Genomic DNA, 14,116 nt, shown 5'->3' with positions numbered 1-14,116 from the left:
GTACAAGGCTTGAGGGCCGCTTCGCCGGCAAGCCGGCTCCTACACGGGGTGTGCGGTGGTTTGGGCCACCGTAGGAGCTGGCTTGCCAGCGAAGGCGATGCCGGGGGCGGTACAAGCCTCAGGCGAGGCTTTTGCTCACCACTTCAAAGACATCGCTGGAGAGCTCGCCGGAGGCGCGGATGCGCTCCAGTTCGCCCTTCATCAACGCCTGGCGGGCGCTGTCGTATTTGCGCCAGCGAGTCAGCGGCGCCAGTTGCCGCGAGGCAATCTGCGGGTTGAAGCCGTTGAGCTGGATCACCAGATCCGCCAGGAAGCGATAACCCGAGCCGTCGGCCGCGTGGAAGTTGATCAGGTTCTGCCCGGCAAACGCCCCCACCAACGCTCGCACCTTGTTCGGGTTCTTGAGGTTGAACGCCGGGTGCTGCATCAGCGCCTTGACCCGCTCCAGGCCGCCCGGCAACGGGCTGCCGGCCTGGACGCTGAACCACTGATCCATGACCAGGGCATTGTCCTTGAAGTTCTCGGCGAACACTGCCAGGGCCTGGGCCTTCTCGGCCTCGAACGGCGAGTTGACCAGGACCGCCAGGGCGGTGAGACGCTCGGTCATGTTGTCGGCGCTGTCGAACTGTTCGATGGCCACCGCCAGCACTTCGGGCTTGCGGGTCAACATCAGGTACGACAGGGCAATGTTCTGCAACGCACGACGGGCGAAGTGCTCGGACTCGGCCACATAGGCCGTGGCCTTGGACACTGCCCGGTTGGCCTGATAACGCTTCCATAGCGCGTCAAACAGGCTGTCAGCCAGTTGCTGACGGGCAAACTCGCGAGCCGCGTGGATCGCCTCGACATCCGCCACTTCGCTGATTTCGCTCAGATAGGCCTCGCCCGGCAGGGACAGCATCTCCGCGACCATGGCCTGGTCCAGGCTGTCATCCGCCAGCACGGTGCCCAGGGCGGTCACCAGACGTTTGTCCATCACCAGTGCCTGACCCTGCTGATGCTGGGCAATCAGTTCTTGCAGCACTTGCACGGCCAACTGCTGGCCGGCGTCCCAACGGTTGAAACCGTCGCTGTCGTGCTGCATGAGGAACATCAGTTGGTCGCGGTTGTAGGGGAAGCTCAGCTTCACCGGCGCCGAGAAGCCCCGCAGCAGCGATGGCAACGGATGTTCGGCAATATCGACGAAGGTGAAGGTCTGCTCGGCCTCGGTCACCGAGATCACCCGGGAAGTCCCCTGGGCGGCGTTTTCGCCGGACAGGCGCAAGGCGATGCCTGCCCCTTTGGAGTCCAGCAGGCCCAGCTCCACCGGGATCACGAACGGCAGTTTCTCCACCTTGTCCGGGGTCTGCGGGCAGCTCTGGCGGAAGGTCAGGCTGTAGGTTTTGGCGGCGGCGTCGTAGGACTCGCTGACCACCAGGCGCGGGGTCCCGGCCTGGCTGTACCAGCGTTTGAACTGGGTCAGGTCGACACCGTTGGCGTCTTCCATGGCCTTGACGAAGTCGTCACAGGTCACGGCCTGACCGTCATGGCGTTCGAAGTACAGGTCACTGCCCTTACGGAAACCTTCAGCCCCGAGCAAGGTGTGGATCATGCCCACCACTTCCGAACCCTTTTCGTACACGGTCAGGGTGTAGAAGTTGGAAATCTCGATAAAGCTTTCCGGGCGCACGGCATGGGCCATGGGCCCGCCGTCTTCGGCGAACTGGTGGGTCCGCAGGTAGGCCACGTCCTGAATGCGCTTGACGGTGCGCGAGTTCATGTCCGAGGAGAAACCGGCATCGCGAAACACCGTGAAACCTTCCTTGAGCGACAGCTGGAACCAGTCGCGGCAGGTCACGCGGTTGCCCGACCAGTTGTGGAAGTATTCGTGGGCGACAATGGCCTCGACCCGCTGGTGGGCGGCGTCGGTGGCGGTTTCGGCGCGGGCCAGCACGGCGCTGGAGTTGAAGATGTTCAGGCCCTTGTTTTCCATGGCGCCCATGTTGAAGTCGTTCACCGCGACGATCATGAAGATGTCCAGGTCGTACTCGCGGCCGTAGGTTTCTTCGTCCCAGCGCATGGACTTCTTCAGGCTGTTCATGGCGTGCTGGCACTTGTCGATGTTTTCCGGCTCGACATAGATGCGCAGCGCCACATCGCGGCCGCTCTGGGTGCGGAAGCTGTCTTCGACGCACCACAGGTCACCGGCCACCAGGGCGAACAGGTAGGCCGGCTTCATGAACGGGTCTTCCCAGGTCGCCCAGTGCCGGCCGTCTTCACCGGGGCCGCTGGCGATCGGGTTACCGTTGGAGAGCAATACCGGATAGCTGTGCTGCTCGGCCACCACGGTGGTGGTGAACTTGCTCATCACATCCGGGCGATCGAGGTAATAGGTGATCTTGCGAAAGCCTTCGGCCTCGCACTGGGTGCAGAACATGCCGCTGGACTTGTACAGGCCTTCCAGGGCGGTGTTGCTTTCCGGGTGGATCTTCACACTGGTATCCAGGGTGAAGCTGGCACTGGTGGGGTGCAGGGTCAGGTGGCTGTCGTCGAGCTGGTAGTCATCAGCACTCAGTTGCTGATCGGCGAGGCTCACCGACAGCAGTTCCAGCTGCTGGCCATCCAGCACCAGCGGTGGCAGCCCGGCGCCACGAGCCGGATTGCGCCGCATCACCAGCTGCGCATGGACCAGGCTGTGGTCCTCGAACAACTCGAAGGTCAGGTGGGTCTCGTCGATCAGGTACTCGGGGGCCTGATAGTCCTTCAGGTAGATCATCTTCGGTTGATCGGTGCGCATGACGAATTCCTTCTACTGATGCACGGCGAGCTGGTAGGCCGTGTACTTACGAATGTTGATCACGCCGGTGTCGAAGATCAGGTACTGGCCCTTGATCCCCAGCAGCGTGCCTTCGGCAATCGGGTTCTTGTCCAGGTTGAAGCTGACGATCTTGGCCGGGTACTGCTCGACCGGATAACGCATCTCCAGAGGCTCGATATCACGCACCGGCTGGATGGCCTGCAGGCCAAAACGTTCCTGCAGGGCCAGCAGGCCCTCGGCGCAGGATTCGAACAGTTGCTCGCGCACCTGGACCAGGTCCACCGCCACCGCATCGCCCTTGAGCAAGGCGCGCCAGTTGGTCTTGTCGGCCACCTGGGAACGGAACAGGTCCTCGACGAAGCCCGATTGCTGGCGGGTCGCCACGCGCATGATTGGCAGCGCCTGGCTGGCGCCCTGGTCAAGCCAGCGGGTGGGCAACTGGGTGGCACGGGTGATGCCGACCTTGATCCCCGAGGAGTTGGCCAAATAGACCACATGATCGGTCATGCAGAACTGCTCGCCCCAGGACGGCTCGCGGCAGGTGCCGGCGTCGTAGTGGCAGCGTTCCGGACTCATGATGCAGATATCGCACTGGGCCAGCTTGGTCATGCAGGGATAGCAGTAGCCTTGGCTGAAACTGGTCTTGGTCTTGCGTCCGCAGTGGGTGCAGTGGATCGCCCCCAGGTATTCCAGGCGCACCTGGGTGCCGATCATGGGATTGACCGGCACCTCGGTGTCACCCAGGCGAAAAGCGTACTGAACATTCGGCCCGTCCAGGCGTGCCGACATTTTGCTGATGGAACCGCGGCCAATCTCGATCAATGGATGGCATCCGACTTGAACAGGATGTTCGGCACAGGCGCCGACTTCGAGGCGCATTCCTGCGGGCCCATGTAGCCGGTACGTTGTTCCTCGGGCAGGTTGTGCATTTCCCAGGCGATCATCGCCTGCAGGGACAGTTCGCGCTGCTCGGCGGTGAGCTTGCGGCCATCGGACCATTTGCCGATCTCTACCGCCAGTTTCAGGCTCTGGTAGATCTCGGGGGTGATGTTTTCGATCATTTCGACAAAGGACGACATACAAGACTCCAGCATTTAAAGGGTCAGTTTACGGCGACTGTACAAGCCGCCCAACAAGCCGGTGAGGCAACCGACGAGCAACCCGCCGACGTGGGCGGCGTTGGCGATTTCGCCGAAACCGATCATCGACACCAGCCCGGACAGGCACAGCAGCAGCCACACCAGCATCATCACCAGCACGCCCCGAGGCAGGCGGTAGATGGGGTTGGGGGACAATAATTGGTAGATCCAGCAATGCCCGAGCAGACCGTAGAGCACCCCGGACAGGCCGCCGAACAGGGTCGGGCCACTGAAATAGTATTGGGCGTAGTTGGACACCAGGCTGAACAGCAGGGTCAAGCCCAGCAGGTTGATGCTGCCCTGGCGCAACTCGATGCGCCGCCCCAGTTCCCAGTACCACATGCCGTTCATGGCGATATGCAGGATGCCGAAGTGGATCAGCATCGGTGTCACCAGGCGCCACCACTGCCCCGCCGCCAGGCTGTCGGCCAGGGAGCTGAACTGGATGTAGTCGCCGACCACGCGAAACTCGAGGAAGGTGAACCAGCTCAGGGTTTGCAGGTTGTCCCCCAGCAGGGTGATGCCGCACACCGCCAGGCTCAGCAGCAGGATCAGCGCGGTAATCGGGCTGCGGCGCAACTGTTGCCCCAGACCGACGCGGGCCGGGGTCGCAGGTTGCGGGATGTCCAGTTGCTGTTCGGGATCGCCCTGGGGAAAGCGCTGGTACAGGCCCCGCACATCCTCACTGATGGATTCCGGCACCCAGAGCACCTGCTCGCCGGCCTCTTCACTGACCCGGTGGGGCACCTGCATCCGTTGCAGCAGCTTGACGAAACCACTCAGATCCGTGGCCAGGGGCAGACGCAAAACCGCTACCGCGCTCATCGCAATACCTCGGGGCGCTCAACGTCGACCCAGACAAATTTATTCGGGTCCAGGCGGGTTTCCTGGTCCAGCCGATACGCGGCTAGCTTGCCGTAGAGCACCGCACTGTAATCCAGGCACGCCAGGTTGGGACGGATCGGCGCCGGCTTGCCGCTGCGCCAATAGTGACCGACGAACAACATCGGTTCGTCGGCGCCGTAGCGCAGCAGGCTGTTTTTCTCGGCCGGGGACAACGGCGTGCGCGCCACCGGATCGGGCAAGGCATCGGGCTGAAAGACGATGTCGCCGTAGGTCTGCGGGTCGTCTTCCCAGAACTTGGTGCGGAAGAACGCCCGGGTCAGGCCGTCGCCACTGGTCATGGTCAGGCCATGGGGCAAACGCATGTCCGTGCCCCGCAGCAGGCGATCGAAAGCCGTGCTGGCAAAACTGTCGGGCAGCGCCGAAGCCTGGAGGAAGGCTCGATCGATGCAACCGTCCGGATACTGCTGGCGCAGGGGCGCGATCAGGCCGGCATCCCAGCAAGCGTGCACCACACGGAAACGGCCGGCGTCGACGAACAGCGGCAGTTCATAGAACCACTCGAGGAAGTCGTGCCAGTCGCCGGGGTGCTGTTCGAACTGGGTCAGGGTTTCGTGGATCAGCCGGGCATGGCGCGGAGTATGTTCGCGCACGAACTGCTTGCCACTGCCAGCCGCCGCCGGGGTGCTCCAGCCCAGGGCGTTGAACTCATGGTTGCCCATGATGCACAACGCCTGGCCGGCCACGACCATGTCGTGGACGATATGCAGAGATTCACGGATTCGCGGGCCGCGGTCGATGATATCGCCAAGGAACACGGCCATGCGCGACGGGTGCCGCCAGACGCCGCCCTGCTTGTGATAACCGAGCCGATCCAGCAAGTGCTCCAGGGTCAGGGCGCAACCGTGCACGTCACCGATCAGGTCGTAGCTACGCGCGGGATCGAGCATCAGTCGCCTCCACCACCCAGTCGGCTGCCCCAGCCGAGTTTGGTCCGGCAGACCTCGTAGTAGTTGTGGTCCAGCGGATGGATCAGGCGCAGCTTCTGCGCCTTCTTGCTGACCGTGATGGTGTCGCCCGGGGCACAGGTGAAGTGGTTCTGCCCGTCACAGGAGACTTGCGGATAGATCTGCATATCTTTGGACACGACGATTTTCAGCTCACTATTGCCATCGACCACGATCGGCCTTCCAGACAAGGTATGGGGGTACATCGGCACAATCACAATGGCATCGAGCTTGGGATGCATGATCGGTCCGCCGGCGGACAGCGCATAGGCCGTGGAACCGGTGGGCGTGGCGACGATCAGGCCGTCGGCCTTCTGGCTGCAGACGAACTGGCCGTCGATGTAGATCTCGAACTCGATCATCCGCGTCGACTTGCCCGGGTGCAGCACCACGTCGTTCAGCGCGTCGCCCTGACCGATGGCCTCGGCATGGCGCCGGACTTCGGCCTGCAGCAGGAAGCGGTTTTCCACCAGGTAGTGGCCGTCGAGCACCTCGGCGACCTTGACTTCCAGCTCATCGGGGCGGATGTCGGTGAGAAAGCCCAGGCTGCCGCGGTTGATCCCCAGCACCGGAATATTGTGCCGGGCCAGGGCCCGCGCGGCGCCCAGCAGGCTACCGTCGCCGCCCACCACGATCACCATGTCGCAGACCTCGCCCAGCAGCTTGCGCGAGGAGGTCTGCAGACCGTGGCCCGGCAGGACTTCGGCGATGGTGTCTTCAAGGATCACGTGCAGGTGGCGCGCCAGCAGAAACTTCTTCAGTCGGCGAACTGTGTCCAGCACCTGGGAACTGCCCAGGCGACCGATAATGCCGATATTGCGAAACTGCTCCATGGGGCTCCTGCGGAATTCGGGTACGGGCGAAACGGAGGATTATGGGCGAAACCCGGCGTTAGACAAAATCCTTTCAGCCACGGGCGCTTGGGAGCAGCCGACGCAACTGCGAGTGGCACGCATTTATCGCGAACGGCACAGGTTTGCGTCTATGCTCGCAAGATGCTCCTGTTCCCGGATTTGCTCAGCCTCCCCCGCCAGTTGCGTCAACCTGAAGTCCGCGACCTCGCCTGGGTCATCCTCGCGCCGCCGATGCTCAGCCAGACGCCCTGGCCACAGCGCCACCCCCTGGCCGGCAGCGACTGGGTGCAGGCGCCGCAACTGCTGGCCCACTGGCTGCGATGCCAGGATCTGGACAGCCGCGCCTTGCGCCATTGGCTGACTCAGGGTCGGACCCGGCGCCTGGGCCTGTACTACGAACGCCTCTGGCAATTTGCCGTGCAGCATGCGCCGGGAGTGGAGCTGCTGGCGGCCAATCTGCCGATCCGCCGTGAGGGGCACACCCTCGGTGAACTGGACATGCTGCTGCGCGACCGCGAAGGCGTGCATCACCTGGAACTGGCGATCAAGCTGTACCTGGGCCCGCAGCACGGCGACGGCAGCGACAGCGCACAATGGCTTGGCCCGGGTTGCCACGACCGCCTGGACCGCAAGCTGGCGCACCTGGACGAGCACCAACTGCCGATTTCCGCCCGGGCCGAAAGCCGCGAAGCCCTGGCAGCGCTGGATATCCAGCAGTTCAGCGCCCACCTGTGGCTGGGGGGCTACCTGCTTTATCCCTGGCCGGGCCACGCCGAACCGCCCCAAGGCGCTCATCCACAACACCTGCAGGGGCGCTGGCTGCATCAGCGGGACTGGCCCGCCTTCATCGCCCAGAGCGCACTCGGACGCTGGCAGCCCCTGCCCCGCCACGCCTGGCTGGCGCCCGCCCACTACTCGGTGGAGCAGGCCTGGACCGCCGTGCAATTGCAGCAATGGCTGGCGGAGCTTGATCCCCAGGCACCGGCGCAGTTGCTGGTGCGGCTCGAGGAAACCCCTGAAGGTGGCTGGGAAGAAGTCGAGCGGCTGTTTCTGGTGGCCGATCTCTGGCCCCATGTCCCCGCGCAGCAGCCCTGACAAGCTACGGTAGGAGCTGGCTTGCCAGCGAAGGCGATGCCGGGGGCGGCACAAGGCGTGAAGGCCTCTTCGCCGGCAAGCCGGCTCCTACATCAGAGACAGGCGCAGCGCCAGCGCCGCCAAGGTGACCAGCAGCACTGGCAGTGTCAGCACGATGCCGACCCGGAAGTAATACCCCCAGCCGATATGAATGCCCTTGCGCTCCAGCACATGCAGCCAGAGCAAGGTTGCCAGGCTGCCGATGGGGGTGATCTTCGGTCCCAGGTCGCTGCCGATCACATTGGCGTAGATCATCGCCTCCTTGACCACCCCCGTGGCCTGGCTGGCATCGATGGACAAGGCAGCGATCAGCACCGTGGGCAAATTGTTCATCACCGACGACAGCCCCGCCGTGAGCAATCCGGTGCCCAGCGCCGCCCCCCAGACCCCGCCAGCAGCAAAGCCGTCGAGCCATCCTGCCAAGTGCCCGGTCAGCCCGGCATTACGCAAGCCATAAACCACCAGATACATGCCCAGGGAGAAAATCACGATCTGCCACGGTGCCTCCTTGAGCACCTTGCGGGTGGAAATCCGCTGTCCGCGAGCCGCAATCACCAGCAGCAAGGTCGCACAAACGGCAGAAATGGCGCTGATGGGAATCCCCAGAGGCTCCAGGGCAAAACAGCCCAGCAGCAGGATCAGCAGCACCCACCAGCCGGCGATGAAGGTTGCCCGGTCATGGATGGCGCTGTCGGGTTCGGCCAATTGATGCGGATCGTATTGTTCGGGGATGTCCCGGCGAAAAAACCACAGCAGCACCGCAAGGGTCGCGGCGACGCTCACCAGATTGACCGGCAGCATCACCGCCGCATACCGGTTGAAACCTATCTTGAAAAAATCCGCCGAGACGATGTTCACCAGGTTCGATACCACCAGCGGCAAGCTCGCGGTGTCGGCGATGAATCCGGCACCCATGACGAAAGCCAGAGTGGTGGCGGCAGAAAAGCGCAAGGCCAGAAGCATGGAGATGACGATGGGCGTGAGGATCAGCGCCGCGCCGTCGTTGGCGAACAGTGCCGACACCAGGGCTCCCAGCAGCACCATGAAGGCAAACAGGCGTCGCCCCCTGCCCCGGCCCCAGCGCGCCACATGCAGGGCCGCCCAGGCGAAGAATCCGGCTTCATCCAGCAGCAGACTGATGATGATCAGCGCGACGAAGGTGCCGGTAGCGTTCCAGATGATCTGCCACACCACCGGGATATCGGCCAGTTGCACCACGCCGCAGAGCAGCGCCAGGAGCGCGCCGAACATCGCACTCCAGCCGACGCCCAGGCCTTTGGGCTGCCAGATCACCAGGGTAATGGTCAGCAAGAAAATCGATACTGCAATCAACATGAGCGCGGTTCTTGATTATGCAGGAGCCGGCTTGCCGGCGAAGGCGCCCCACAGGGCGCCACCAGACTCAAGGGCCTGTTCGCCGGCAAGCCGGCTCCTACGACAGCTGGGGGATGTTGGGGTGTCAGGCTTTCTTGTGCTGCTCGACCCATTGGCCGTAGGCCGTGATGAAGTTCTGCAGGAACGGCCGGGTAGCGTCCGACAGCTTGCCCGCTTCGTCGAATGCCGAGCCGGCACCGCCCAGGTAAGCTTCAGGCTGCTGCATGCACGGCACATTGAGGAACACCAGAGACTGGCGCAGATGGTGGTTGGCACCGAAGCCGCCGATGGCCCCCGGGGAAACGCTGATCACCGCTCCCGGCTTGCCGCTCCAGGCACTTTTGCCATAGGGACGCGAACCGACGTCAATGGCGTTCTTCAGGGCTGCCGGTACCGAGCGGTTGTATTCCGGGGTGACGAACAGTACGGCATCGGCAGCGCCGATCTGCTCGCGAAAGCGGGTGTAGGCCGCAGGAGGCGTCACGTCGATGTCTTCGTTGTACAGCGCCAGATCGCCAATCTCGACGATGCTCAACTGCAGGTTCGCCGGCGCCAGCTCGGCCAGCGCCAGGGCCACCTTGCGATTCAGGGATTGTTTTCTCAGACTGCCGACCAGCACTGCGACTTTGTAGACATTGCTCATTGCATTCCAACCCTTGGCTTGAAGAAGGTGTTAGTTATAGATGAGCCTGGGGGTCGCCTGCTACCCCACACCCGCCATTTCCCGGCATAACCTGCGGGACCTGAGGCGCCGTCTGCCGCGAAGGCGGATTATTTTTTCCGGCCAGCAAAACTTACCTTGCACACGTCGGGTCTACAGCACCGAATTTGCGTGTTTTATCTCCAGAGGCTCTAAAGATGGCTGCAGTACTTGTCGGACAATTCCATGCAAGAGATGCCGAGGGACGGGTGTACTCAGTGCACGAGTTCCAGGAATCCATGCCCGCAGAGGGCGACCTGGCCAGCTCGGAGCCCGTTACCACCTACCGCCTGGCCATTGGCGACCGGGTCAAGAAACTCGATGACAATCAGTTCCTGCTGGTGCAATCGGACGTCACCATCGTGCGGGAGCCGGAAACCTATGTAAGTGAGTGATCATGCCCGCCGGCCCGGACTTGGGGTAGGATTCAACGCTTGACTCCCTAACCGGCTGGACATGGACTTCAAGCATGCGTTTACGTCATATCGAAGTGATTCAGGCGCTCCTGCAAACCGCCCACCTGGGCACCGCCGCCGAACTGCTGCAACTCTCGGTGGCTGAAGTCGAGGCCTTGCTGCGCGATGCCGAAAGCCAGTTGGGGTTCATGCTGTTCGCCAGTGTTCGCGGGCGCTTGCAGGCCACCCGCGAAGCCCGGGAACTGCAACCGGCAATCAACCGGGTGTACGACGCTTTCGAGCCGGTACAACGCCTGGCCGACAGCCTGAGGTTTCATCAGGCTCCACCTTTGCGCATCGTCGGCACGCCCCCTCTGGTCCAGCAACTGTTGCCCCAGTGCATCGCGGCCCTGCGCCGGCGCTTCGCCGATACGCCCTGCAGCCTCCTCAGTCAAAGCACCCGCGACATGGTCCGCAGCCTGCTGCTGCACGACTGTGACCTGGGCCTGAGCCTGCATGACCCCGAACACCCGGACATCCACAGCCAGGCCCTGGCTCAGGGCAAGCTGTTCCTGCTGGCGCCCCATGGCTGGCTGCAACCCAAACAGAAGTACGTGGCCCTGCAGGAACTGGCCGGCCAGGCCATGGTTGGCCTGGAGGGCCAGGACCCGCTGAGCGTGATACTTGCCAGCAAGCTGCAGAATCTGCGGCCAAGCCCGGTGATCCAGACCCGGGTACAGACCTATCAGATGATGCGCAGCCTGGTGGAAGCCGGTGAAGGCCTGGCCATCGTCGACCCTTTCACAGCCGTGGGCGCCCGTAGCGCCGGGCTCGATGCCTGCCCCTTATCGCCCCCCATCAGTGTCACGCTGTACGCCTTGCGCCGCAGTGCCGGCGAGGTCTCGCCCCTGCTCAGCGCCCTGCTGGAACTGCTGACTGAACAGGCCGAGGCGCTGCTGGCCGGCTAGGACCGTTACCCCTGAGGCTCATCGGCAAACAGCCGGTACCAGAAGATCGCCACTTCGCAAGTGTTCGGATCGATGCCGCGATAACGCAGGTGATCCACCCCGCCCACCACGTAGCCGCAGCGCTCATACAGGCGACAGGCCCCAAGATTGTTGTTCTGGGTTTCCAGCATCACCCCCGGCAACTGCTTCTTGCGACTCCAGAACTGCGCCACCTCCAGCAGCGCCTTGGCGACGCCATGCCGTCGGGCCGGCGCATGCACCGCCAACTCGTCGATATGCCCGTAGCCGTTCCAATTGGTGCTGACCACCACATGCCCCACGGGCTGGTCGTCAAGGTAGGCCATGAAAATTTCGCTGTCCGCGGCGTTGCGGTAACTGCTGAACTCTTCGGGATCGATGCCGTAGCACTTGCGGTAAGGCACTATCCTGCGCAGCGGCCAGTCCGCCACCGGCATGCCCCGCCCGGCCTCGGCGTAGGCGCTGACTTCGAAGCTGAAGTCGCTGCCCCAGATGTAGGCGGCGAAACCCTCGTCGGCCACACGGATCGCCAGCCCCGGATACTTGGGATTCACAACAGGCTGCATAGCGGGAAAACTCCTCATGCCTTGACGCAATCGACGGTGTACTGCCGTCCATTGCCCTGATCGTCATGCTGCAGGCCATGCACATCGGCGACGAACCCCGGGAAACTGCTGTCGAAGGCTCGGGCAAAGGTCAGGTAGTCGATGATCGAGCGGGTCGATTCGGTGAACCGCTCACCGGGCATGATCAGCGGGATGCCCGGCGGGTATGGCACCAGCATCACCGCCGCGATACGCCCCTGCAGTTGATCGATGGACACCGCCTCCACTTCACCGCGCACCAGATGGTCATAGGCGTCGGCGGGCTTCATCGCCACCTCCGGCAGCACCGTGTACATGCGTTTGAGGTGCTTGGCCGTGGCGTTGCTGCGGTAGCAGGCGTGCAACTGGTCGCACAGATCCTGCAACCCCATGCCCTGATAGCGCTGCGGGTCCTGCCCGGCCACGCTGGGCAGGCAGCTGGCCAGACTGACATTGGCGTCGTAGTTGCGCTTGAACTCCAGGAGTTCGGTGAGCAGCGTGCTCCACTTGCCCTTGGTGATGCCCATGGAGAACAGCACCAGGAACGAATAGAGCCCGGTCTTTTCCACCACCAGTCCGCGCTCCCAGAGGAACTTGCTGACCACCGCAGCGGGAATCCCGTGTTCGCTCAAGGCCCCGCCGGCGGTCAGACCAGGCATTACCAGGGTCACCTTGATCGGATCGAGCAGCACATAATCGTCGGTGACTCCGGTAAAACCGTGCCACTCGCCTTCCGGCTCCAGCAACCAGTCACCGGTGCGCACCTGATCGATGCCTTCAACCCGCTCCGGCTGCCAGATCGAGAACCACCAGTCATCGGCGGCGATGTTCTGCCGCAGATTGGCCAGGGCCCGGCGAAAGCTCAGGGCCTCATCGAACATCTCCTGCAACAGCGAACGTCCCGCCGGCCCTTCCATCATCGCCGAGGCCACATCCAGGGACGCGATGATGCTGTACTGGGGCGACGTCGAGATATGCATCATGAAGGCTTCGTTGAAGCGGTCCCGATCCAGTTGCCGGGCACCGCCGTCCTGCACATGGATCATCGACGCCTGGCTGAAAGCCGCCAGCAGCTTGTGGGTGGAATGGGTGGTGAACACCAGCGGACTGTCAGCGGAGCGCGAGGTGCCCATGCCGTAGCGCCCGGCGAAGAATTCGTGGAAGGCCGCATAGGCATACCAGGCCTCGTCGAAATGCAGCACCTCGACGCTGTTGCCCAGGCTTTGCTTGATCAGCTCGGCGTTGTAGCAGAGCCCGTCATAGGTGGAGTTGGTAACCACCGCCAGCTTGACCTTCGGTGGCCGACCGCGGGTCAGCGGGCTGGCGTCGATCTTGGCCTGGATCGACTCGGGGCTGAACTCGCTCAGGGGAATCGGCCCGATGATCCCCAGTTCATTGCGTTCGGGACACAGGTACAGGGGGATGGCCCCGGTCATGATGATCGAGTGCAGCACCGACTTGTGACAGTTGCGATCCACCAGCACCAGGTCATCGCGCCCCACCATGGAATGCCAGACGATCTTGTTGGCGGTGGAGGTGCCATTGATCACGAAGAAGGTGTGGTCGGCGCCGAAATTGCGCGCCGCCCGGGCCTCGGCTTCCGCCAGGGGCCCGGTGTGGTCCAGCAGCGAGCCCAGCTCCGGCACGGACACCGAGAGGTCCGAACGCAAAGTGTTCTCTCCGAAGAACTGGTGGAACGCCTGACCCACCGGGCTCTTGCGATAGGCCACGCCACCGCCGTGCCCCGGGGTGTGCCAGGAATAGTTGGAGTCGGCGGTGTGCTGCACCAGGGCCTTGAAGAAGGGTGGCAGCAGGCCGTCGAGATAATTGCGCGCGGCCCGGGCCACTTGCCGGGCCAGGAAGGGCACCGTGTCCTCGAACAGGTAGAGAATGCCTCGTAGCTGATTGAGTTCGCTCATGGCATCGGCGGGGGCGTTTTCCAGGGTCATCTGCTCCCCCAGGGCGAAGATCGGCAACAAGGGCGCGCGCACCCGGGCCAGGCGGATCAGCTCCACCATGTTTTGCAGAAGATGGGTGTTTTCCCCAGCGCCCTCGGCAGCGATCAGCATACAGGCGAGGCCATGATGGGTAGAGGCCACTAGCCGCCCTTCGGCGTAGTTGACCGCGGAAAAGATGCTGAATCCATCCTTTTCCAGCTCCCGGGCAATGCCCCGCACCCGGTCTCCCGCCACCGTGTCGGCCTTGATATCGCGGTGCACGATCAGGATCGGAAACTGCAGGTCTTTATACATGGGGCAGGCTGTCCTGAGACGGCGGATGGGTCCCGCCAATGGACTCAGGGT

13 protein-coding genes are annotated in these 14,116 nt (G+C 63.3%); 3 read left to right on the top strand and 10 right to left on the bottom strand.

The window, feature by feature from the left end; all coding sequences use genetic code 11:
* Positions 1-118: 118 nt before the first annotated feature.
* Genes pepN through P7C00_RS14955 form a run of 6 tightly spaced genes read right to left on the bottom strand, consistent with a single transcriptional unit; the run spans position 119 to position 6,619 of the window.
* Entirely contained in the window at positions 119-2,776 is a 2,658-nt protein-coding gene (gene pepN, locus P7C00_RS14980; protein WP_404939713.1) for an aminopeptidase N, read from the bottom strand.
* Between the two features lie 12 nt (positions 2,777-2,788).
* A complete protein-coding gene (locus tag P7C00_RS14975; RefSeq protein WP_346632782.1) occupies positions 2,789-3,619 on the bottom strand; it encodes a DUF2797 domain-containing protein in 831 nt (276 codons plus the stop codon).
* On the bottom strand, positions 3,616-3,876 hold the full coding sequence (locus tag P7C00_RS14970) for a DUF1315 family protein (RefSeq protein ID WP_346632781.1): 261 nt from the start codon (positions 3,874-3,876) through the stop codon (positions 3,616-3,618). Before P7C00_RS14970 ends, P7C00_RS14975 begins: the two co-directional genes overlap by 4 nt.
* 15 nt (positions 3,877-3,891) lie before the next feature.
* Complete coding sequence (locus tag P7C00_RS14965; protein ID WP_346632780.1) at positions 3,892-4,761, bottom strand: rhomboid family intramembrane serine protease; 870 nt, start codon at positions 4,759-4,761, stop codon at positions 3,892-3,894.
* A complete protein-coding gene (locus P7C00_RS14960; RefSeq protein ID WP_185073803.1) occupies positions 4,758-5,732 on the bottom strand; it encodes a metallophosphoesterase in 975 nt (324 codons plus the stop codon). Before P7C00_RS14960 ends, P7C00_RS14965 begins: the two co-directional genes overlap by 4 nt.
* Positions 5,729-6,619, bottom strand: coding sequence for an NAD(+) kinase (locus P7C00_RS14955; protein WP_007920913.1), 891 nt, complete (start codon positions 6,617-6,619; stop codon positions 5,729-5,731). Before P7C00_RS14955 ends, P7C00_RS14960 begins: the two co-directional genes overlap by 4 nt.
* A 162-nt stretch (positions 6,620-6,781) precedes the next feature.
* On the opposite strand from P7C00_RS14955, the gene P7C00_RS14950 reads away from it, so the two are divergent.
* A complete protein-coding gene (locus P7C00_RS14950) occupies positions 6,782-7,735 on the top strand; it encodes a DUF1853 family protein (protein WP_404939711.1) in 954 nt (317 codons plus the stop codon).
* Positions 7,736-7,822: 87 nt separating this feature from the next.
* Here P7C00_RS14950 and P7C00_RS14945 read toward each other — a convergent pair whose 3' ends face one another.
* Together P7C00_RS14945 and P7C00_RS14940 are read right to left on the bottom strand one after the other, a co-directional pair.
* The gene (locus P7C00_RS14945; protein ID WP_404939709.1) at positions 7,823-9,109 is read right to left on the bottom strand and encodes an arsenic transporter; all 1,287 of its coding nucleotides are present in this window, start codon (positions 9,107-9,109) and stop codon (positions 7,823-7,825) included.
* A 124-nt stretch (positions 9,110-9,233) separates the two neighbouring features.
* Positions 9,234-9,791 carry an NADPH-dependent FMN reductase gene (locus P7C00_RS14940; RefSeq protein WP_296410717.1) on the bottom strand — a complete coding sequence of 186 codons (558 nt, stop codon included), beginning with the start codon at positions 9,789-9,791 and terminating at the stop codon, positions 9,234-9,236.
* 215 nt (positions 9,792-10,006) lie between these two features.
* Between P7C00_RS14940 and P7C00_RS14935 the strand changes: the two genes are divergently transcribed.
* Entirely contained in the window at positions 10,007-10,243 is a 237-nt protein-coding gene (locus P7C00_RS14935; RefSeq protein WP_346632777.1) for a hypothetical protein, read from the top strand.
* A 74-nt stretch (positions 10,244-10,317) separates the two neighbouring features.
* On the top strand, positions 10,318-11,211 hold the full coding sequence (locus P7C00_RS14930; protein WP_346632776.1) for a LysR family transcriptional regulator: 894 nt from the start codon (positions 10,318-10,320) through the stop codon (positions 11,209-11,211).
* A 5-nt stretch (positions 11,212-11,216) separates the two neighbouring features.
* Here the strand turns inward: P7C00_RS14930 and P7C00_RS14925 are convergent, their stop codons facing one another.
* Together P7C00_RS14925 and P7C00_RS14920 are read right to left on the bottom strand one after the other, a co-directional pair.
* Positions 11,217-11,795, bottom strand: a complete 579-nt coding sequence (locus P7C00_RS14925) for a GNAT family N-acetyltransferase (RefSeq protein ID WP_346632775.1) — start codon at positions 11,793-11,795, stop codon at positions 11,217-11,219.
* A 14-nt stretch (positions 11,796-11,809) separates the two neighbouring features.
* Complete coding sequence (locus tag P7C00_RS14920; protein WP_404939707.1) at positions 11,810-14,065, bottom strand: Orn/Lys/Arg decarboxylase N-terminal domain-containing protein; 2,256 nt, start codon at positions 14,063-14,065, stop codon at positions 11,810-11,812.
* Positions 14,066-14,116 lie beyond the last annotated feature (51 nt).

The sequence above is a fragment of the Pseudomonas sp. JDS08PS003 genome (genome assembly GCF_045013505.1).
In the GTDB taxonomy this organism is placed as follows: Bacteria; Pseudomonadota; Gammaproteobacteria; order Pseudomonadales; family Pseudomonadaceae; genus Aquipseudomonas; species Aquipseudomonas protegens_B.
Note: the sequence above shows the minus strand (reverse complement) of the source record. Positions and strands in the feature narration are given on the sequence as shown.